Below are 21,932 nucleotides of genomic sequence, written 5' to 3' on the forward strand. Positions count from 1 at the left end.
GCACAAAAAAATCGGCAGCAGGCACATGATAGTGTCTGCTGCCGATAGTTTTATATTGTTTTAAGCATTAAAGCAATTATCCAAGAACAACAACGATGTTTGTCTGCTCTGTCATCTTGCACTCGCATACGAAGTTGCCTTCAACTGCTTCGCCGTTGACTGTCATAGACTTTACGCCGCTCTGAACGTGGTCTGGGTTCTGAATGTCGATTGAAAGGTGCTTGCCACGGAAGTTCTTTTCGATCTTAAAGCCGTCCCATGTGTGTGGGATAGATGGGCTTATTACAAGTCCCTCTGCGTTTGGTCTCATACCGCAGATACCCTCTACGCAGCCTACCATTACTGTTGAGCCTGTACCTGTCAGCCAATGAACGTGTGAACGTCCTGCATATGGTGAACGTGTTGACTCTGTAAACTGACCGTGAACGTATGGCTCAAGTATTCTTACTTCTGCCTTATCGTTCATGTTAGCAGGTGAGGACTCGAGGAAGTACTCGAATGCTCTGTCACCGTGACCGAGAAGTGACTCTGCAAGGATAGCCCAGCCCTGTGTCTGTGAGAAGATACCACCGTTCTCCTTTGTATCAGGGTTGAAGATGTGCATGAGTGCGCCGTCAAAGTAATGATCTACATAAGGTGGCTCCATGATCTTTACGCCAAATGGAGTATTGAGTATCTCGTGTACCTTTTCCATAGCAGTTTCAGCCTGCTTCTCAGATGCGAAGCCTGAGATAACTGACCAAGACTGTGGGTTGAGCCACATTGAAGCCTCTGGATCCTTTTTAGCGCCAACGATCTCGCCGTTCTCTCTGTATCCTCTGATGAATCTATCCTCGTCCCAGCAAGCTTCAAGGCTCTTGCCGAGTTCAGGCTGTACCTTGTCGATATATGAAGCGTACTCATTATCGCCTCTGTCAAGTGCATAGCCCTTGATGATGCTCATTGCATAGTAGAGCTGGAATGCAACGAATGTTGACTCGCCCTTCTTGCCAAGTCTGAGGCAGTCGTTCCAGTCAGCATAAAGACCTGCCGGCATTGTATGAGCGCCAAGTCTTTCCATTGAGAAGTTGATAGCTCTCTTAAGATGCTCGTAAACTGTATCCTCGCCGCCGTTTGCGTATACGATAACCTCATCGAGGAACGCCTTGTTTCCGCTCTCACCGATATACTTATTAACTGTTGGGAAGAGCCAGAGAGCGTCGTCTGCTCTATAGCATGGGTGGCCTGTTTCCTTAGCGTAGATAGAGTTCTCATCGTTCTCATCCGGACAAGTTTCGTGGCCTGCCTTGTGGTCGAACTTAACAAGTGGAAGTCCGCCGCCGTTATCTACCTGTGCAGAGATCATAAATCTGATCTTTTCAGCAGCAAGCTCAGGATTGATATGGATAATACCCTGAATATCCTGAACTGTATCTCTATAGCCATAGCCGTTTCTCAGACCGCAATAGATGAATGATGCAGCTCTTGACCAGATAAATGTGATGAAGCACTGATAAGCGTTCCATACGTTTACCATGTTATTGAACTCGTCAGAAGGAGTTTCGATCTGGAAGTTATTGAGCTGACCATGCCAATAAGCGATAAGCTCCTTTACCTCAGCGTCTACCTTGCCAGACTCGTTATATGCGGCGAGTATCTCGTCTGCTACCTTAGGGTTCTTCTGACCAACAACATAGATGATCTCCTTTGTTTCGCCAGGAGCAAGGATAATGTCAGACTGAAGAGCGCCGCAAGCGTTTGAGTTATAGTTGAGCTTGTTATCGCAGAAACCTCTTTCAACTGCAACAGGGTTGCCGTATGTTCTGTAAGAGCCGATAAAGCTGTCCAGATTACCGTTATAAGCGGAAACAGGAGCGCCAACTACGCCGAAAAATCTTTCTCTCCAGTTAGAGCCGTTCTCGTCCTTACCGCTGTTCTCATTGATATGCTGAACGATCTTATTGCCCTCAAAGCTTGTTCTTGTGATGAACAGTGTATACTGGAGGTTTACCTGATCCTGCTCATAGTTGTTCTCGTTTGTGAACTCTACAAAGCCGAATGTTGAAAGGTTTCTGTATCTGTCAGAATTGTTTGTGATCTTAGTTCTCCATACCTCATATGTTTTGTTCAGAGGAACATAGTATGTAAGCTCGGAGTGGATATCTGCATAGTCAGACTTGATAGTTGTATAAGCTGTACCATGGTGGCACTCTGTCTTATACTGGTCGAGAGGCTTGCCTACAGGCTGCCATGTGCATGACCAATAATCCTTGGCGTCGTTATCTCTGATATAGATATATCTGCCAGGGAGACCGATATTTGAGTTGAAACGGTAACGGATAATTCTTCCGTTAGCACCGCTCTTTACAAAGCTGTATCCGCCGCCGTTGTTGGATACGATAGCACCGTACTCAGGTGAGCCGAGATAGTTAGCCCAAGGTGCAGGTGTGTCAGGTCTTGTGATGACGTATTCCTTGTGTTCAAGGTCAAAATAACCATACTGCATATTTTTTATACGCTCCTTTTCAATATTTTAAAGTTGTAAACGTTTCACCAAAATGGCGTAAACGTTTCCCTCATAGATCCCGTCATTATTCATAACGCTTATATTATTTTAGCATACTTCCGATAGCTTTACAAGGGGGTAAAGCCAAAAAAATGGGCGCATTTTCAAAAAACTTTTTCGGGATTGTTGACTTTTGAAACTTAAACGATTGAGTACAAAAGTTATCTATTCCTTTTAAAGACAAGCAACTCAAATCTAGCACAAAATCCATGCTATGGTTAATTTGTCCAAAATACAGCACATATTTTCGACATTTTGAAATATTGACATTTATAGGTGGTTGTGCTACAATATAGTTACAAAAACAAAAAGGAGGATTTCTTACATGGGAAGATTTAAAACATTAAAATCAGCAACTGCCATTTTGCTCGCATCTTGTATTGGGTACTTCACACCATTGTCAGCTTTTGCAAGTTTTGACATACGAAATGACAATTATAATGGAGTTTACGTCAACCCATCAAAATCACGTTCGTATATAAGTGCACAGAAATCTGGTTGTAATATCAGTATCGTATACTCCGAACTTGAAAAGCAGTATCTTACTGCAAGCAAAGGTGCAGGTTATATCTCAAACAAAAGATTCTACGCTGATTTTGGTTACTACATAATAACCAAAAGTGACGGAACGATCGTAAAAAAAGTAAACCAAGAAACTTATTTTAGCGGAACAGTTTCGTCAGAGTCAGGTAGAAAATATATTAAGACAGGAGGTAGGTATTATTACAAGGATAACTGACAGCAAGCCTGTTAAAATCGTGCTAATAGTTGCAATTATAATACTGGCTATAGTATTTGGCTTTGTCTTTTATCAAAAAATGTCTGATGAACAGCAAGAAAAGGAAGCTAACGCCGATGACGATGTTTCTTATGACGTGCCTGACGCTTCGGACATAAAAGTCAAAGAAGGTCGATACTACCTTAACGGTGACACAAACAGCTATTATTTCGAGATAACCGCAGGCAATCACATACAGCTCCACTGCGATGATATGTATGCTCTTTTTGAAAAGTGGAATCCCGGCAAGGATGACATTATCAAAGAGGACGTTGCTTATTGGACAGGCGAAAAGGAATATAACATAGTTATTACCGAAACAGGCACTGTAATACTGGCGGTAGAATGGGAATATGACGACAACAGCAATCTGACCGGACTTACAAGCGGTCCTTGCTGGCTTGATGAAAACACCCTTGGCAAGTGGGGTCAGGAGGGCGACTTCAAGTATGTAGACAGCAGTGAATATGCTGACAGTTCACCCGACAGCACAGAAATTTCGGCATATTATATTCATCACTGGTATGGAGAAGAACCATATGAGATAACAGACAAGGACACTATCCACAAGATAACTGCGTGGATAGAGAACGCTAAATCGGTATGCAAGGATTATCCTTACATTGACGGCTTAGAATACGGTGGCGCAGACGCTTATGGAATCTCTCTCGAAAAGGATGAATCAAGTGATGCGTATGAGAGCATTTGTGTTATCGATGTTTCACAGTATTCGTGGGACACCTCAGGCGGTATGCACTCTGAAAGTAAAATATGCAATTTTAGCATAAAAGATGATGCAGGCGAATTTCAGGATTACAATTTGCCAAAGGAAATGATAGATGAAATAATGTCACTTATAACAAGACCTAATGTTGAATAGCATACAACACATACAAAAACGGCGTGTATCTTCGTGATACACGCCGTTTGTTTTTTGATGTATTATGATACCTTGAGCCATGCGCAGGCAAAATCAAGAGCTTCATAGAGGCTTGATTTCTCTGCCACCTTAACTATCTGCTTATTCGGAGGCAGTGTGCTGTCTGTTGCAACTTTTCTTATTCTTACCTTATTTGCAACGTCGATACCGCCGACCTTTTCTGTAGAAAGTATTTCTATCATGACTACGAACTCGTCATACATATTTCCAAAATAGATATTATTCCCTTTTCTCACCAGAGGAACGCCCTTATAGGTGAAAAAAGCTTTCTTTTCTTCTGCCATTTATCTCTCCGCCTTTCTCATAATATATTTCTCTTTTTGTTTACTATTTTATTATACCATACTTTTCACATAATTAAAAGAGCTTTTGACAACTTTTTTGCGCAGGTTTTCAGCCTTGCTTTATGTGGGATACATATTGTATCACATATTCTTTGTGAAAGCTGTCGAAACATGACCGTAGGGGCGAACTCCGTTCGCCCGTCAGATCATATGCTCAGCATGGGATATGCGTTTTAATAGTTATCGTCCACAGCCTCGCCTTTAAGAAGTCTGTCCATATTTGCAACGAACGTATCTACCCAAGTTGACTGTATTCTGAATGAAGTTTCACCATTTAGCTTGACTACAGAACGTCTTGAAGAATCCTTATAAATCTCCATAACGTCCTTTTTGCCGTCCTTGCGGTCGAATGTTATAGTCAGATAGCTTTCGCCCTCAGGGTCTGTGAAGTATATCTCATTTGTCGGGCAACCCATAAGATACTGATAGAAGGTCTTAAAGTTGTCAACGTCAAGCTCCTTGCCGTCTGTTGTGACCTTTGTTACCTGTGCAGTAGTTTTGCCGTCAGAATCTGTATCAGCACTTGTGCCTGAGCTTTCCACCTCATAAACGGTCTTTTTACCATTATAGACTACCTCAACGTCTTTAAGGTCGACAAGGTAGTTTGAAGTCATAAGGCTTGTGATAACGTCCTCTGCTTTGATCGTTGCCCATGGGAGGTTATCGGCTGAAACGAGGTAGATAGCGTCAACGCCCTTTACACCCTCAAAGTAGCAATAATATGCAGACACTGTATCTGTTGTTTCACTGCTGTCGCCTGCGGTAGCATAGACAGGGTCGCCTATTTTAAGGGTATAGTCATAGCCGTCTCCCGAGAGTCTTACTGTTGCGAACGGGTCGGAAAGTCCATGCTCCTTCATTGCAGTTTCATCAGGTGCGATGACCTCACAGCTCTGTGCTGTAAGTCCCCACATACCATGGGTAGTTGCTGAAGAATTTGTGATGTTCAGGTATGAGAAGATAGGCTCTGTCATTACCTGACCTGAAAGTCCCTCTATCTCGTTCGGGTTATTTTCAAACGCCATTTCATAGTCCAGGTCTTTTCTTGTAACTGTTTCCTTGCCATAGTCAGGCCAATCGTCGTCAGACGGCTTTGTGAGCAAAGTGAGGTTCGCATATGCGGTCACCGGATCTGTATAGTATGAAAGCTTTGTTCCCATTACCATATAGACGGTCTTTTCATCGTCAAGGCTCACATAGCTGTATCTTTCGTTGCTTGGTGAAACAGAGCCTACATGAAGGGTAGTGGCAGTGCCGTCGCTGTATTCAACTGTGAGATCTGCTGTGGGCTTATCAAGACCGTATTTTGACATATCCTCAACGTTTTCTTCAACGAGCTTTTTCGCCTTGAAGCCGTCAAGATTCGATATCATGGAAGCTTCTGCGGTGGTATTGGCATTGAGAGTGCCAAGCTCAGGTATGCTCCATGTGGATTTGCCTGACTCGGACTTATTAACGGAATACTCGCCATGTTCGTTTGAAACCTTTACGCTTGTTATATCGTCGCTTGACTTTGTAAGGATAACAACGCTCTCGTCCTGACTTGAAACTGCCGCTGTTGACGATGAGCTGGAGTCTGCGTCTGATTTGCCTGAGGTGGAGTTGAGAAACGCCATTACTCCCACCAGACAAGCGGCTGTGACTCCGCAGATAATGATACCCTGCAATTTACCATTCATTTGTGATTACCTCTGTGTTTTACTTATTCTTTCTTCTTGCCCAGATAACGATACCCACTATAAGAACTACAACAGGTACGCCAAGGCAGAATGTCCATTTAAGAACTGTTTTCTGCTGCTGAGTGATGTCGAAAACATTGCCTGTGATAGTTTTTGGTGTAATAGTGATACCTGCGGTCTTTCCGGTAAGGCCGTTTATAACGCTTATGAAATACTCGCTGTTCTGATACTGTGAATACTGCAAGTAGGTATCAGACAGCATACCCTCTGAACCTACTGCGATAACATTGCTATAGAGAGTTTTGTTATCGTCTGTAAATTTTGCCTTTGAGCCGACAGCCATATAATTCTGCTGACCCTTTACCAGAGCATCGCCTATATTCACCTGACCTGTGGTCTGTGATATATCAACATTTGCGGTATAGGCAGAATCTGAAGACTTGAGGTAAGCGTCTGTGGACACCATATCCTGCTCGTCAAAGAGTGTGTTTACAGGACGGCAGAGTGCTGAAAGGATAGCCGGCTTCTCTGTAGAAACGTCCTGAGTGAAGTTATCAGACACATCTGACGCAACTGTTACGCAAGGTGAGTTATAATACTTGCCTGAATCGCTTTCGCAGATAACGCCCTTGCCGACAGAAAGTCCATACTCTGACAGGAACTCATCAAGATTCGGGGTGTCCTCCTGACCATAAGAAGCGATATAGAGGAGCTGTTTGCCAAGATTTCCGTCATTATTGAGGAAGTCGCTGACCTTTTTGATATCCTCCTCCAGATAGTCAGTCTTAGGAGCAGGGATAACCACAACGTCTGTATCGGCAGGGATATCCTCGGAGGTTATATCCACTGTGTTCACGTTATAGCCGTTAGCTGTAAGAAGCGTCTGGAAATATGTGAGCTGTGTAAGCTCGCTTCTGCCTGTGAGGATAGTAACATAGACAGGGTTAGGGTCTGTTACTGTCATAAGTGCAGAAGTGAAAGCCTGCTCTGCGTTTGAGGACTCAACATAGCTGCCGTAATAGGACAGGAATGAAAGGTCGCCGCCTGCCTTCTGGGCAAGGGTATCTATGCTGTAGCCTGATTGTGACAGCTTCTGCTCGAACTCGTCTGTGAATGTAAGAAGGTCGAGCATACCGAGCTTTCTTGTTCGGCTTATCTCTTTGCCGTCAACCTTTGTTTTTGTTTCAAATATCATATCGAACTGGCTGATAGTATCGGTATACTCCTTAACGATCTCAGGGTGTGAGTCTATATCAACGAAACGATATGTGATATGGTGATTGAGCTTACAATAGTTTTTCAAAAGCTCAACAGCCTGCTTATTATAAGAGCTGTAATTTGTATAAGTATTCTCGTCTGCGAAAATAGTTACCTGAACGTCAACGTTCACTTTCTTTACATAATCCTCTGTATCGTTTGAAACTGAATATATCTTATTGCTTGTCAGGTCGATAGTGATAGGATATCTGTCAAAAAGCATTGTTGTGACAACATTCACTAGGACAAGCAGAGCGACAAAAACGCAGGTGAACACTGTTGCCATTGTTCCATGCTTGAGCTTTTTGGCATTGAACTTTTTGCCGTCCTTTGTCTTTTTCTCTTTTTTATCTTTCTTTTTGTCTTTATCTTTTTTATCCTTTTCTGTATCCTTTGGAGCGGTCTTTGCTGCCTTTTCGTCTGCTACAACGTCTTTAAGCAGGTCTGCTCCTGATACAGAGATCTTTTCGTTATTATTCTCTTCCATTTAAACAGCCCTCCTTTAGCCCCAGCGGCGTTTTTCAAGCACTCTCACCGTGAGGAAAAGAAATGCCACTATTGCACTCAGAAAGAACACAACGTTAGAAAAATCAAAAAGTCCATAGGTGAATGAATAATATCTCTCGCCGAATGACACCTTTTCGCACACTGTTGTGAGCCATTCAAAAGGCAGAAGATTGCCTATAGTTGACAGGAACGACACGAAGATAAGTGCGATAAAGCTTATTACTGCGGCAACTATCTGGTTTTCTGTGAAAGATGAGCAGAAGATACCGATAGCGATATAAGCACCGCCAACAAGTGCCAGAGCGACGATATTGCCCACAACGACGTTCCAGTCAGGCGTACCGAAAGCGGATACGACAACTGCAAAAACGCCTGTGATAGCGATAGCTATGATATAGATAAGGAAAGCGGCAAGGAATTTACCTACAACTATGCTGCCAAGACCCACAGGGGCGGTGAGCAGACACTGGTCTGTTTTTGTTCGCTTTTCCTCGGATATGGTCCTCATGGTGAGGACAGGTATAAGCACTATTATGATTATAAGAAGCGCACTGAAAACGGAATCAAGTCTTGTATAGCCGCTTTCAAGGCTGTAGTTTGCAAACATTATGCCTGAATAGGCATAGAATGCCGCAAGGAAAATATAACCGATAGGTGAGGTAAAATAGCTTCTTACCTCTCGTCTGAATATTGCGCCCATTAGTTATTTCCCTCCTTATCGGAAGTATTTTCAAGGGCAGGCAAAGCCTCGCCCATTGTGAGCTTGAGGAATATATCTTCAAGTGAAAGCTCAGAGGTCTTAAGTTCAAGCATATACCAGCCGTTTTTAACAACTGTTTCAAAGACGTCACGTCTGATATCCACGCCCTCTTTTGCCTCTATTCTTATATCGTTCACGCCGTCTTTATGGCTTGCGTCGCAGATGACTTTTTCAACGCCCTTTATGCCCTGCATTGCTCTGACGATCTTATCCTTATCGCCCTGTATCTTTGCAGTGAGCTTATGCTCGCCTGAGAGCTTCTGTGAGAGGTGTTCCTCTGTATCGTTTGCGACGACCTTGCCCTCGTTGATAACTATTATCTTATCGCAGACAGCCTGCACCTCAGAGAGGATATGGGAAGAAAGTATGACAGTATGATTTTTGCCGAGCTTTCTTATAAGAGTTCTTATCTCGATTATCTGCTTAGGGTCAAGACCTACTGTAGGCTCGTCCAGAATAAGCACTTTCGGGTTGCCGATAAGAGCCTGAGCAAGACCTACTCTCTGTCTATAACCTTTTGACAGGTTCTTGATTATTCTGTTATAAACATGGTCTATCTTTACAAGTCCGCATATATCTTTAAGATGTGACACCTTTGGAAGCTTACACTTTTTAAGGTCATAGACAAAATAGAGATATTCTTTTACAGTCATATCCATATAAAGTGGCGGAAGCTCAGGGAGATAGCCTATCTGCTTTTTAGCCTTGATAGGGTCTTCAAGGATATCTACGCCGTCTATAAGGGCTTTGCCGTCTGTGCAGGATATGTAGCCTGTAAGGATATTCATGGTGGTGGATTTTCCCGCTCCGTTAGGACCAAGGAAGCCAAGGACTTCGCCGTCCTCCGCTTTGAAAGAGATATTATCGACAGCTTTTTTGTCGCCGTATCTCTTGGTAAGGTTTATAACCTCTATCATTTTATTTCCTCCTCTTAGGAAAAGCATTCATAAGTCTTTACAATTCTATAATACTTATGTGACAGGGGAGTGATAGCTGTACGAAATACAGAGCATTTTAAGTAAATTTAAAGTAGCAAATACTCAAAATGCTCCGCTGTTGAATTATTTATCTGTCTAAAAGCGATGTTTCTATGTAATTTGTAGGGGAGCGGTGCAATTTCTGCTTTGCAGAGATCCGACTTCCCACTTGTTTGGAAATTATTTCGCCCCTACACTTGTTCAACATTTTCGTAGTTTTTATTATGACAGCTTCTCAATGCCCTTTCTTATTCTTGCAAGAGTATCCTCCTTGCCGATGAGATATGATATCTCAACACCGCCGCCCGGAGTGAACGCCTTACCTGAAACTGCAACTCTAAGAGGCCACAGAACGATACCATTCTTTACGCCAAGCTTGCCGATAAGGTCAAAGAGTGCGTCATGGATATTTTCCTCTGTCCAATCCTCAACGCCCTCGAGTACAGGGAGAACTGCTTTGAGAGATTCAAGAGAATTTTCAGGGTTCGTTTTCATCTTCTTATGTGTATAGAGAGCTATATCATACTCAGGGAGAGCGTCGATAAAGTCTACCATTTCAGGTATCTCTGTGAAAAGCTCTGTTCTTGCCTGCAAGAGCTTTGCGATCTCGTTAAGGTCAACGTCCTCTCTATGAACGGACTGCTTGATATAAGGGATAGCATACTCAGCAAACTTCTCAGGAGTCATAGCCTTTATATACTTGCCGTTGATAGCTTTAAGCTTAGCAGGGTCAAAGATAGCAGGGGACTTTGAAAGTCCGTGGATATCGAATTCCTTAACAAGCTCTTCAAGTGAGAATATCTCGTTCTCGCCCTTTGGTGCCCAGCCAAGCAGAGCGATATAGTTTATAACGGCTTCTTTAAGATAGCCCTTTTTCATAAGATCCTCGTAAGATGCGTCACCGTCTCTCTTTGAGAGCTTATGCTGTTTATCTTTCATGATATGCTCAACATGGATATAGGTTGGTATCTCCCAGCCGAAAGCCTTATAGAGCAGGTTATACTTAGGTGCAGAAGCAAGGTACTCGTTACCTCTTACAACGTGGGTGATACCCATAAGGTGGTCGTCAACGACGTTTGCAAAGTTATAGGTAGGCATACCGTCTGTCTTTATAAGTATCTGGTCGTCAAGGGTAGAGCAGTCAACAGTGATATCGCCGTAAAGCTCGTCATGGAAAGTAACTTCGCCCTCTGTAGGTATTTTCTGTCTGATAACATAAGGAACACCTGCGTCAAGCTTTTCCTTTATCTCTTCAGGCGAGAGGTTACGGCAATGTCTGTCATACATTGGAGCGATACCGCTTGCTTCCTGAATGGCTCTTACTTCCTCAAGTCTTTCCTTGTCGCAGAAGCAATAATAAGCTTCACCCTTTTCAACAAGCTCCTCGGCATATTTCTTGAACATACCCATTCTCTGTGACTGGATATAAGGACCTACAGGTCCGCCGATATCAGGGCCTTCGTCCCAATTAAGACCAACGTCTTTAAGTGTTTTATAGATGACCTCAACAGCACCGTCAACATAACGCTCCTGGTCTGTATCCTCGATACGGAGAATAAAATCTCCTCCGTTCTGCTTTGCAATAAGATAGGTAAAGAGTGCTGTTCTCAGGTTACCTATGTGCATATAACCTGTTGGTGAAGGTGCAAATCTTGTTCTTACCTTGTTCATTTATATCTTCCTTTCAAAATTAATATCAAATGCCGTTTTCCTCAAAATATCTGACCGCCTGCTCTTTGTTTTTTGCTATCTCCTCACGGAGGCTGTCGAAGCTGTCAAACATTTTTTCGGGGCGGAGAAATTCATGCAGTTCAAGTTTTAGCTTTCTGCCGTAAAGATCCCCATGATAATCCATGATGAAAGTTTCCGCAAGGGGAGCTGTTTCAACATGGACGGTAGGCTTTACGCCTATATTTGTCACGCCTGCATACTTTTTTCCGTCTATTTCAACAGTGGAGCAATAAACGCCGAATTTCGGCATTACCCTGCCCTTTGGTATATGCTGATTTATCGTGGGGAAATCCCACGTTCTGCCACGTTGAAAGCCGTGTTCCACTTCAAGGCAGAATCCAAAATGATAACCCAGCATTTCATTTGCTTTGGCTATCTCGCCCTCACGGACGCATCGTCTTATCTCAGTGGAACTTATGACCTCGCCGCCCATGAGCAACGGACTTACTATTTCCACATCTATATCATATTTTTCACCGAGCCTTTTAAGGTCAACAGCCTTGCCCTGTGCGCCTTTGCCGAATGTAAAATCATTTCCGCACACTGCGCCGCTGCAATTGAGCCTTTCTTTCAGCACCTTTTTCACAAAATCCTCCGGTGACATTCCTTTGAACTCTGCAAAATCAGGTGAGAAAAGCACCTCGACCCCAAGCTCTGCCATTTTTTTATGCTTTTCCTCGTCGCTCATAAGCATTTCTATCCTGCCGTCATGACCTTTTGAGGTCACGGTGTCGGTCTTGAAACAGAAAACTGCCGAATGTCCGTCAAGGCTCTGAGCCTTTTTCACAGCCGTTGTTATTATGAGCTGATGTCCTCTGTGGACTCCGTCAAAAAGTCCAAGAGCGCAAACTGTCCTTTTTTCGGGGATAAACCCGCTGTTTGTTATATCCGTCAAAATATCCCTCCGAATAAAACAAATTATCAGAAATTTTTGAAGCTTCTGAAGCTGCCCTCATGAAAAGTGCCGATACCGAGGAAGCTGTTATCACTGCCGTAGACACGGTAGAGCTTGTCCTCTGACAGATCTTTTATCCCTGTCTGCTCAGGTCTGAGCTTTACTCCGTTTCTATAAAGCTTTGTTTCCCACTGCCCAAGGGTGGTTTTTTCATAGCTTACAAAGGCTCTGTCAAGTGGGATAAGCATTTGTGACAGCTTATCCTGCTCACAAATTTCGGCTATCTCCTCTATGGTATAACAATCTTTTATATCAACGCCCCCTGAATAGGAACGTTCAAGAGAAGTCATCATTCCGCCACAGCCAAGCTTTTCACCTATGTCGCTGATAACGGAGCGTATATAAGTACCTTTTTCGCAATCAACTTTCATTACGCCCCTGCGTGAAGCTTCGTCATATTCTATTATATCAATGCTGTCGATATGGACAGCTCTCGGCTCACGCTCTATTTCTTTGCCTGCTCTTGCAAGCTCATAGAGCTTTTTGCCGTTCACTTTTATTGCAGAATACATAGGCGGCACCTGCATGATATCGCCTACAAAACTGCTTTTTGCACATTTAAGGTCGGCTCTGGTAACTGCCTTGTCGCTTGTCATTAGCGTCTTTCCTGTGCTGTCTAAGGTATCGGTGCTTACCCCAAGCTGAAAGCCTGCGGTATAGACCTTTCGTCTGTCGGGGATAATATCGCAGGCTTTTGTGGCTCTGCCCACGAAAACAGGCAGAACGCCTGTTGCCATAGGGTCAAGGGTCCCTGAATGGCCCAATCTTTTTATCCTTAGGACTCCTCTGAGCTTTGCGATAACGTCAAAAGAAGTCCAGCCCTCAGGCTTTTTTACAGGCAAAATGCCGCTGATATTATCCTTGCTGTTATCCAAGCTCATCAGCCCAAGACCTTTTCCGCTTGCTTGAGAAGCTTAGCCTTGACTTCTTCAAGGCTTCCTGTTATCTCACAGCCTGCGGCTCTTATGTGTCCTCCTCCGCCAAACTCACGGCAGAATGCAGAAGCGTCTATCTCATCGTCGCTTCTTACTGATATTTTAAAGACGTTCTCGTGTCTTTGCTTAACTGTTATGCCTATTTTCACGCCCTCAACGGACAATGGTATAGAAGCAAGTCCCTCGAACTCGGCAGCGTCAACGCCGCTTTTCTCCATAAGCTCTTTTGTAAGCACTATCATAGAGCATTTGCCACCGCAGTAATACTCCATATTCGCTGTAACGGACTGCTCCACCATAAGTCTGCCCTTGCTTTTTACATCAAACATTTTTCTGTTGATATAAGCAAAATCTATGCCATATGACATAAGCTCTGCACAGGCGATGTGAGCCTGCGGAGTTGTGTTTTCATACTTGAAGCAGCCTGTATCCGTTGCAATGCCTGTATAAAGGCATCTCGCTATCTGACGTGATATCTTTCTGCCTGAAGCTTTGAATATCTTATACATTATAAGTGCTGCAGCAGAAGCGTCTGCTTCTACATATGACTGCTTTGCAAAATACTTGTTTGAGATGTGGTGGTCGATGCAAAGGTCGATCGCACCCTCCTCGGCATACTTTGAAAGGTTGCTGCCAAGAAGATTTGTGTCTGCGATATCCACTGCGATAACGTACTTCACATCAAATCCCTGAGGGTAATAGCCCTCATAGATAAGATCATATCTTTCGGGAAAGCTATCAGAATTTACAACGTCAGCCTTTTTCCCCATATCTCTCAGAAAAGCGCACAGGGCAAAGCCTGAACCAAGCGTATCACCGTCGGGACTTTTATGAGTTAAAATAAGAAAATTGTCATTTTCTTCAAATATTTTAAGAATATCCTGAAATGTCATAATATCCTTTCTCCTCTATTGTTCTTCGCCGTCTTTCTCTTCTTTCTCTTCTTTTTCTTCGGGCAAAACTTCTTTAAGAAGCTTGTTTATCTTTGCTGAATGCTCGATAGAATTATCTGCGATAAATTTAAGCTCAGGGCATTTTTTCAGCTTCAGCACGTTTGATATCTCTCTTTTGAGAAATCCTGTTGCCGACTCAAAGCCTTTAACGGCTTCCTTTGCCTTTTCATAGCCCTCAAAGCTTGAAACATACACTTTACAGAATGAGCCGTCGCCTGCCACGTCGCAGCGGACGATAGTGAGCATATCTCCTCCGTGTATCCTTGGGTCTTTAAGGTCTCTCATTTTGCCCGATATTATTCTTCTTATATCTTCGGACATACGTCCTGCTCTGTAACCTGCCATAATATCTTTATCTCCTGCTTAAATATGCTCTTACGGGGCGGCTGTCCGTCCCGTAAGCATGCTTATCAATCTCTGTATTCTTCCATATAGAACGCCTCGAAAATGTCGCCCTCCTTGATATCGGTGAACTTTTCAAGAGTGATACCGCACTCAAAGCCTGCGGCAACTTCCTTGGCGTCGTCCTTAAATCTCTTAAGGCTTGACATCTTATCTTCGGCGATAACGATACCGTCTCTTACGACTCTTATCTCGTTATTTCTGCCTACCTTACCGTCAAGAACATACGAGCCTGCTACAGTACCGACATTGGATATCTTGTAGACCTGTCTTACCTCGATACGAGCTGTTTCCACCTCTCTGTACTTAGGAGCGAGCATACCCTTCATAGCGTCTGTTATTTCTTCTATTGCATCATAGATTATTCTGTAAAGTCTGATATCAACGCCACTCTGCTCTGCGTTCTGCTTTGCAACAGGGTTAGGACGAACGTTAAATCCAACGATGATAGCGTTTGAAGCGTTTGCGAGCATAACGTCGCTTTCAGATACAGCGCCTACGCCGCCGTGGATGACCTTAACTCTGACCTCGTCATTTGAAAGCTTTTCAAGTGACTGCTTAACGGCTTCAACTGAGCCTTGAACGTCAGCCTTGACGATGATAGGAAGCTCTTTCATTTCTCCCTCAGCTATCTGGCTGAACAGGTTGTCGAGAGTTACCTTCTGATGCTGCTGGAACAGTTCTTCCTTAGCTTCTTGCTTTCTCTGCTCAACAAGCTCTCTTGCAAGCTTTTCGTCTGCAACTGCGTTGAAAACGTCGCCTGCACTTGGAACTTCGCCCAGACCTGTTATCTCAACAGGTGTTGACGGGCCGGCTTCCTTAATGCTTCTGCCCTTATCGTTTGTCATCGTTCTTATACGTCCGACAGAAGTGCCTGCGATTATAACGTCGCCTGACTTCAAAGTACCGTTCTGAACGAGGAGTGTAGCAACAGGGCCTTTACCCTTATCAAGTCTGGCCTCGACAACAGTACCTCTTGCAAGTCTGTCAGGGTTAGCTTTAAGCTCCTTGACCTCTGCAACGAGGAGAATGTTTTCAAGAAGCTCGTCGATACCCATACCGGTCTTTGCGGAAACAGGAACTGCGATAACGTCGCCGCCCCATTCCTCAACAACGAGGGACTGCTCTGTGAGCTGCTGCTTAACTCTGTCAGGGTCTGCGCCTTCTTTATCCATTTTATTGATAGCAACGATTATAGAAACGCCTGCTGCCTTTGCGTGGTTGATAGACTCGATAGTCTGCGGCATGATACCGTCATCAGCTGCAACAACGAGGATAGCGATATCTGTAACGTTCGCACCTCTTGCTCTCATGGCTGTGAAAGCTTCATGACCAGGAGTATCCAGGAACGTTATCTTCTTTCCCTCATACTCTACCTGATAAGCACCGATATGCTGTGTGATACCGCCTGCCTCAGTGTCAGTAACGTGAGCGTTTCTTATTCTGTCGAGGATAGATGTCTTACCGTGGTCAACGTGACCCATAACGACAACCACAGGGCATCTTTCCTGCAGGCTCTCCTCCGGATCTTCGTCAGTTTCGATAAGTCTTTCTTCTATTGTAACGTGTACTTCCTTTTCAACCTTTGCGCCAAGCTCTTCTGCAACAAGTGCGGCGGTATCAAAGTCGACCACCTCATTGATAGAAGCCATTACGCCAAGACCCATAAGCTTTTTGATGACCTCGGTAGCTGTTACTTTAAGTCTGCTTGCAAGCTCTGAAACAACGATCTCGTCAGGTATCATGACCTTGAGCTGCTGCTTTCTTGCTCTTTCAAGCTCCAGTCTGCGAAGCTTTTCGCTCTCAGTTTCCTTCTTATGTGAGAACTGCTGTTTCTTTCTCTGCTGAGATTTCTGGGTGAGCTTCTGCTTCTTTGTGAAGTTATCCTTGCTCTTGTTCTGCTTTGAGTTTGCAAGGTTATCATACTTCTCGTTATACTTATCAAGCTCTATATAGCTTCCTCTTGTGTCGATGGTTCTCTGTGTGCCGAACGAATCGTTATCCTCAGAGATAGTATATCCGCCTGAAGCTTCTTTCTTATCAGAAAAACCGCCAAGCTGCTGACGAACGCCATGCTCTTTCTTCTTTGCAGGCTTCTGTGGAGCTGGCTGCTTTTTCTTCTGCTCAGGTGCAGGCTGTTTTGTTTCGACCTTGACCTCCGGCTTCTTTTCCACCTTTGGCTCTGCCTTAGGCTCAGGCTTTGCTTCCGCCTTTGGAGCCGGCTTAGGCTCAGGCTTCTTTTCAGCCTTTTTCTCCTCAGCCTTTTTCTCCTTTTTCTCAGCCTTTACAGGCTTCTTATCTGCCTTCTTTTCTTCCTTGGCAGGCTTTACGTTATTTGCATAGAAAGCATCAAAGCTGTCCACCTGATTGTTCTGTGTATAATACTCCAGAACATAAGAGATCTCCTCAGGGATAAGCACTGACTGTGTTTTCTTTGGCTCTCCGCCGAGCTTGCCAAGACACTCGATAAGGTCGTTATTTGTAACTTTCAGATCCTTAGCCATATCGCTAAGCTTATATTTAGTTGTTTTCATACTCATAGGCTGTAAAATACCTCCTCAATAAATGCTAAATGCTATAAAACTCATTTTCGTCTATAGGGATCTCCTCAAGCCCTTTGGCGCAAGCCTTTGCGAAGCCTCCCTCGCAAATAGCGATAACGCCTGTTCTTTTGCCAAGGCCAAAATGGATATCGTCCATTGTCATGCCAAGGCTGTAAAGCTTTATCCCGTTTTTGTAGCAGTTGAACTTTATCTCTTTAAGAGATTTAGGTGAAAAATCCGTTGCCGCAAACACTGCGCAGGCTTTGCCTGTATTGCAGGCGTCCTTCACCATATCCATACCCATTACAAGCTTTCCTGCTTTTCTGCACATTGTAACAAGCCCTATTTTATTATTCATTTTCCCTAAGCTCGCCCTCCATGCTGTTATATATATCCTCGCTTATCATGCAGGAAAAGCTTCTTTCAAACTTTCTTGCTTTTCTTGCTTTTTCAAAGCATTCGACGCTTTTGCATATATAAGCGCCTCTGCCTGATTTTTTGCCTGTGAGGTCAAGGGAGATATCCCCCTCTTTTGACTTCACCACTCTGATAAGCTCTCTCTTGGGTCTCATTTCACCGCACCCAAGACACATTCTCATTGGTATCTTCTTAGTTTTCATCATCGGCAGCCTCAGCCTTTGCAGAGCTTTCGGATACGATATCTATTTTATAGCCTGTCAGACCTGCGGCAAGCTTTGCGTTCTGACCCTTATTACCGATAGCAAGTGAGAGCTGGTTATCAGGAACAGTAACCCGACACTCTCTTACGCCCTCCTCTTCGCTGAGAACAACGTTTATTACCTCAGCCGGAGCAAGAGCCTTTGCGATAAACTGAGCAGGATCTTCGCACCAATTGATAACGTCTATCTTCTCGCCCTTGAGCTCGTTCACAACAGAAGTTATTCTTGACTTTCTAGGACCGATACAAGCGCCTACGGCGTCAACGTTAGGGTCCTTTGAATAAACCGCTATCTTGCTTCTTGCTCCTGCAACTCTTGAAATAGCCTTTACTTCAACAGTACCGTCTGCTATCTCAGGAACTTCAAGCTCAAAAAGTCTTTTAACAAGCTCTCTGTGAGTTCTTGATATCTTGATAGAAGGCTTTCTGTCAGGATTTGCGATACCCACAACATATACCTTGATGATATCTCCTGCCTTGAGTGTTTCGCCCGGTATCTGCTCGTTTCTTACAAGATAAACTTCGTTCTTGTCGATAGTAAGTATAGCGTTCTGAGTAGCAGGCTCAACCTTCTGGACTGTGGCAGAAACGCACTCATGCTCCTTATCGTGATACTGTTCGATAAGTCTTGCTCTTTCAAAATCCTTGATATCGTGCTTGATAGACTGCTTTGCATTCTGAGCGGCAACTCTGCCGAACTTTGCAGGGTCGAGAGGTATCTCCACCATATCGCCCACCTTGATGTTAGGGTCGTAGACCTTTGCTTCGTCAAGGAAGATCTCGTTGTCAGGGTCGTCAACATACATAACGTCCATAACTTCCTTGAGTATCCTTATATCGAGCTTTCCTGTAACAGGGTCGATATCCACTCTGATATTCTCGCAGTAAGGATAATCCTTCTTGATAGCCTTTTCGATACCTGATTTTATTTTCTCGATAAGTATATCGCTGCCAATATTATTTTCCTTTTCCAAATCTGTCAGAGCTTCAAAAAATTTGCTGGTCATTTCCTTATTCATTTTCTGATCAATCCTTTCACACTTGATTCGGGCTTTGCCCATATTTATTAAATTTCTTCATTCAGAACAGGTCTGCGTCATCATTGAGCTTTACATAAGCACAATCTGCAAGCTTGAACTCTACATTCTCCACGCCGTTCATATCCTCGTCCAGCTTCTGACAAAGTATCTTATCCTTGTCATATCCCACAAGACCCACAACGAACTCTTTTTCACCGTTTTCGTCAGGTCTTATGAGCCTTACTCTTATAACGTCGCCTATGCAGACTTCAAAATGCTCGGGTCTTCTAAGCTCTCTGCCAAGTCCGGGACTTCCGCACTCCAGCACATAGCTCTGAGCTATAGGGTCTGCCTCGTCAAGCACCTTGTTCATCGGTCTTGTGAAAGCCTCGCAATCGTCCATATCTATGCCGCCGTCTTTGTCGATAAGCACCCTGAGGTACCACGTTGCTCCCTCCTTTTCAAACCTTACGTCCCAAAGGAAAAAGCCAAGCTCGTCTGCGATAGGCTGTGCAAGCTCTCTTACTTTTTCTACCGTAGTTTTCTTTACTTCCATACAGCACCTCCGTTAATGCTTCCCAAAGCAAAGCCATCAGGCTTTGCCATGAAAAAAAGCCCCATACAAAACCAAAAGACCGGAAGTCAAGTTCCAGTCTTTCATTAAAAGCCTATTGTGATTATTATACCACACAAAACAGTTTTTTGCAAGGACATTCAAAAGTTTTTAATGAAAAGAATTAAATATTATGTTAATAGTCTGTAAACATTTCGTCAACTGACGTTCTTTTCATTCTCCTCAGGGATATCCTTAGGTTTTGCTTTTTCTTTATTCACGGGTTTCTTCACTGTTCCCTCGACGAAATCCAGCGGAACGGTGAACATTATTCCCGTATTGGGCTGAGATAGATCGCCCACGGTATTATAAACTATCTTTCGTGCGGTATCGAGCTGATTATTTTTTATTACTGAGAGGATAGTTCTGTTATCCTCGTCACCGCTGAAAAGTCCTCGGATAGAGGCGCTGAGAAAGCTGCTGTCAAGTCTTGAAAGGGTCATTGCCATACCTGACGACTCGATTATAGTCGCACCCTTTATGCCTGCTGCTGAAAGTCCCTCCAGCAGATAGTCAAGCACGTCTGTTTTATTAAGGATTATGACCAGAAGTTTCACGTTATATCGCCCCCTGTTAAAATTTCAGCCTTTACGTTTTTACTTCTCCGCTGCTGACGGTGCAGTATCTTTGAGCATTGTCTGAACGCTCTCCTTGAACTTATCAGACACCTTAAAGTGAGAATCGTCCGTCCACTCGCCCTCCGGCACAAGAGCTTCTGCAGGAGTAAGGTTCTGATCCAGCATATCCTTGAGATATGACTTTTCTTCCTTATACTGCGCACTTGTCCAATCGGTATCGCTGTTTGCGGTGAATATATTATAGAAGTTATCAAGATTATCCTTAGTGATATTCGTCTGCTGGAAAGCGTTGTTTATAAGCATTGTCACCGCAGTTCCAAGAAACTTCATATTACCGTTCCTGCCCTCTTTGAAAACAGGATACTGACAGATAAGTCTTATCTGATGACCGCTGAGGTTAGTCAGATCGCCGCTTGGGATAGCGATATCGTTCTCGTCATTATCCTGAGAGAGATAGTAAAGCTCCTCATCAGGAGTATATGTAATTCCGCCCACAATATCCGCCGCATTCTCGAATGCGTCATTTGTGAGAGAAACGTAATTGTCTATAGTGATACCGAAAGTGTCTGCAACGGCTGCTTCAAGCTTCACCATGCCGCCCTCTTCGTGTATCTCACGCATTGTCTGGCTTCCGCTCACTGTGAACGCTGAAACAGGCATTATGATTATCTTCTTTGCGTCCGGTGCAACTCTTATGACTGTTGCGTCTGCAAGAACGCCCTTGCTGTTCACTCTTGCAAAAAGGGTATTATAAACCGGGCTTTTTATGCCTGCGTCGCTGTCGCTGTCATCATTGCCGATAACACCAAACTCTCTGAGGGCATACAGTGCAAGCATGCCGATAACAAAGAGGAATATTATCATCGTTATGAAGTAGACCAGAGCGATAGGAGCCTGAGATCTTCTTTTTTTCTTGTGAGCTTTCGTCTGAGCCATGTTATTGATCTCCTTACTTTCAAATATATACAGGCAGGCATACTGTCCGCCTTATTTTCATATATAAACTTTTTCGGAAAAATTCTCGAAAACTATTGAACAATTTGCAATTTAGGTGTAAACTAAATAGGACGGCTGTCTGAGTCTGAGTCGATATAAAAAACAGGATTATCGTCAAGGCATATGATGTTCAGCGTAAGGCCTGCACGCTTTGCCATGTTTATGGTCTGCAAAGTGCCTGAGCCTTTGGCTTTCTCTTTTATGACCCCGATCAGACGAGAGGAATGTTCAACCATAAAGCTGTTTCGCTTTTTATAACAGCCGCTTTCATACTTGGGGCTTGTTATCACGACTGCACTGCAAGAGTTCAGAATAAGCGAATATGTATAGCTGTCCAAGGGTGTTTTCATCTCTGTACGCTGACCTGCATAGGGCAGAACGCACACGAGCTTCATATCCTTATATTCGGGCTGAGCCGAAAGGCTGTGGACTATCTCAGCACAGCGCAGGTCGATACCTTTTGACATACCTGATATAAAAGTACGGCAGCCTTCGCTATATGCTTCCTTTATCATAAGGACGAGCATACTCAGGAGATTTTTCATACCCTGCTTATGGACATCGCCGCCGAAAGGCAGATCCCTGTCCCTATGACCTGTAAAGCAGCAAGAGGTATCTCGGTTGCAGAAAAATTCTTCTGCGGGGACGATATTACTCACATCAAAGCCTCCTGAAAGATTTGGCGACACAATGCCCATGATAAGAACATTATAACACATTGATTTATCTTTTTCAATAGAA

At 43.8% G+C, this 21,932-nt stretch carries 21 protein-coding genes; 2 read left to right on the plus strand and 19 right to left on the minus strand.

What is annotated here, in order from left to right:
* Positions 1-76: 76 nt before the first annotated feature.
* A complete protein-coding gene (locus DW015_RS05690; protein WP_117904793.1) occupies positions 77-2,485 on the minus strand; it encodes a glycosyl hydrolase family 65 protein in 2,409 nt (802 codons plus the stop codon).
* 385 nt (positions 2,486-2,870) lie between these two features.
* On the opposite strand from DW015_RS05690, the gene DW015_RS05695 reads away from it, so the two are divergent.
* Positions 2,871-3,284: a hypothetical protein gene (locus tag DW015_RS05695; protein WP_117904795.1), complete on the plus strand. Its 414-nt coding sequence runs from the start codon at positions 2,871-2,873 to the stop codon at positions 3,282-3,284.
* A gap of 79 nt (positions 3,285-3,363) precedes the next feature.
* A complete protein-coding gene (locus DW015_RS05700; protein ID WP_147338139.1) occupies positions 3,364-4,203 on the plus strand; it encodes a hypothetical protein in 840 nt (279 codons plus the stop codon).
* Positions 4,204-4,265: 62 nt separating this feature from the next.
* Here DW015_RS05700 and DW015_RS05705 read toward each other — a convergent pair whose 3' ends face one another.
* The 18 genes from DW015_RS05705 to DW015_RS05790 all read right to left on the minus strand — a co-directional run bounded on the left by DW015_RS05705 (position 4,266) and on the right by DW015_RS05790 (position 21,850).
* Positions 4,266-4,547: a hypothetical protein gene (locus DW015_RS05705; protein WP_038670225.1), complete on the minus strand. Its 282-nt coding sequence runs from the start codon at positions 4,545-4,547 to the stop codon at positions 4,266-4,268.
* A gap of 233 nt (positions 4,548-4,780) precedes the next feature.
* The gene (locus DW015_RS05710; RefSeq protein WP_117904799.1) at positions 4,781-6,286 is read right to left on the minus strand and encodes a DUF4340 domain-containing protein; all 1,506 of its coding nucleotides are present in this window, start codon (positions 6,284-6,286) and stop codon (positions 4,781-4,783) included.
* Positions 6,287-6,305: 19 nt separating this feature from the next.
* Positions 6,306-8,030 carry a GldG family protein gene (locus DW015_RS05715; protein WP_117904800.1) on the minus strand — a complete coding sequence of 575 codons (1,725 nt, stop codon included), beginning with the start codon at positions 8,028-8,030 and terminating at the stop codon, positions 6,306-6,308.
* 15 nt (positions 8,031-8,045) lie between these two features.
* Positions 8,046-8,750 (minus strand): ABC transporter permease subunit, encoded by a 705-nt coding sequence (locus DW015_RS05720; RefSeq protein ID WP_117904802.1) that lies wholly within the window; start codon positions 8,748-8,750, stop codon positions 8,046-8,048.
* Positions 8,750-9,727, minus strand: coding sequence for an ATP-binding cassette domain-containing protein (locus tag DW015_RS05725; RefSeq protein ID WP_117904804.1), 978 nt, complete (start codon positions 9,725-9,727; stop codon positions 8,750-8,752). The genes DW015_RS05720 and DW015_RS05725 overlap by 1 nt, the downstream gene beginning before the upstream one ends.
* Before the next feature lie 282 nt (positions 9,728-10,009).
* On the minus strand, positions 10,010-11,458 hold the full coding sequence (gltX, locus tag DW015_RS05730; RefSeq protein ID WP_117904806.1) for a glutamate--tRNA ligase: 1,449 nt from the start codon (positions 11,456-11,458) through the stop codon (positions 10,010-10,012).
* Positions 11,459-11,483: 25 nt separating this feature from the next.
* Positions 11,484-12,413, minus strand: coding sequence for a riboflavin biosynthesis protein RibF (ribF, locus tag DW015_RS05735; RefSeq protein WP_117904808.1), 930 nt, complete (start codon positions 12,411-12,413; stop codon positions 11,484-11,486).
* Between the two features lie 26 nt (positions 12,414-12,439).
* Positions 12,440-13,348, minus strand: a complete 909-nt coding sequence (gene truB / locus DW015_RS05740; protein ID WP_242993223.1) for a tRNA pseudouridine(55) synthase TruB — start codon at positions 13,346-13,348, stop codon at positions 12,440-12,442.
* Positions 13,349-13,353: 5 nt separating this feature from the next.
* Positions 13,354-14,301 (minus strand): bifunctional oligoribonuclease/PAP phosphatase NrnA, encoded by a 948-nt coding sequence (locus DW015_RS05745; protein ID WP_117904812.1) that lies wholly within the window; start codon positions 14,299-14,301, stop codon positions 13,354-13,356.
* A gap of 15 nt (positions 14,302-14,316) precedes the next feature.
* Positions 14,317-14,706, minus strand: a complete 390-nt coding sequence (gene rbfA / locus DW015_RS05750; protein ID WP_117904813.1) for a 30S ribosome-binding factor RbfA — start codon at positions 14,704-14,706, stop codon at positions 14,317-14,319.
* Between the two features lie 65 nt (positions 14,707-14,771).
* Positions 14,772-17,297, minus strand: coding sequence for a translation initiation factor IF-2 (gene infB, locus DW015_RS05755; protein WP_117904863.1), 2,526 nt, complete (start codon positions 17,295-17,297; stop codon positions 14,772-14,774).
* A gap of 34 nt (positions 17,298-17,331) precedes the next feature.
* Positions 17,332-17,664: a 50S ribosomal protein L7 gene (locus tag DW015_RS05760; protein WP_038670206.1), complete on the minus strand. Its 333-nt coding sequence runs from the start codon at positions 17,662-17,664 to the stop codon at positions 17,332-17,334.
* Positions 17,657-17,926 carry a YlxR family protein gene (locus DW015_RS05765; protein ID WP_117904865.1) on the minus strand — a complete coding sequence of 90 codons (270 nt, stop codon included), beginning with the start codon at positions 17,924-17,926 and terminating at the stop codon, positions 17,657-17,659. The genes DW015_RS05760 and DW015_RS05765 overlap by 8 nt, the downstream gene beginning before the upstream one ends.
* Complete coding sequence (gene nusA, locus DW015_RS05770) at positions 17,916-19,004, minus strand: transcription termination factor NusA (RefSeq protein WP_022287254.1); 1,089 nt, start codon at positions 19,002-19,004, stop codon at positions 17,916-17,918. Before nusA ends, DW015_RS05765 begins: the two co-directional genes overlap by 11 nt.
* A gap of 61 nt (positions 19,005-19,065) precedes the next feature.
* Positions 19,066-19,560 (minus strand): ribosome maturation factor RimP, encoded by a 495-nt coding sequence (gene rimP, locus DW015_RS05775; protein WP_022287253.1) that lies wholly within the window; start codon positions 19,558-19,560, stop codon positions 19,066-19,068.
* A 215-nt stretch (positions 19,561-19,775) separates the two neighbouring features.
* Positions 19,776-20,174 (minus strand): hypothetical protein, encoded by a 399-nt coding sequence (locus DW015_RS05780; RefSeq protein ID WP_242993224.1) that lies wholly within the window; start codon positions 20,172-20,174, stop codon positions 19,776-19,778.
* Between the two features lie 39 nt (positions 20,175-20,213).
* Positions 20,214-21,131: an LCP family protein gene (locus DW015_RS05785; protein WP_022287251.1), complete on the minus strand. Its 918-nt coding sequence runs from the start codon at positions 21,129-21,131 to the stop codon at positions 20,214-20,216.
* 122 nt (positions 21,132-21,253) lie between these two features.
* Positions 21,254-21,850, minus strand: a complete 597-nt coding sequence (locus DW015_RS05790; RefSeq protein WP_242993225.1) for an SLOG family protein — start codon at positions 21,848-21,850, stop codon at positions 21,254-21,256.
* Positions 21,851-21,932 lie beyond the last annotated feature (82 nt).

The organism is Ruminococcus sp. AF37-20, assembly GCF_003460465.1.
GTDB lineage: Bacteria > Bacillota > Clostridia > Oscillospirales > Ruminococcaceae > Hominimerdicola > Hominimerdicola aceti.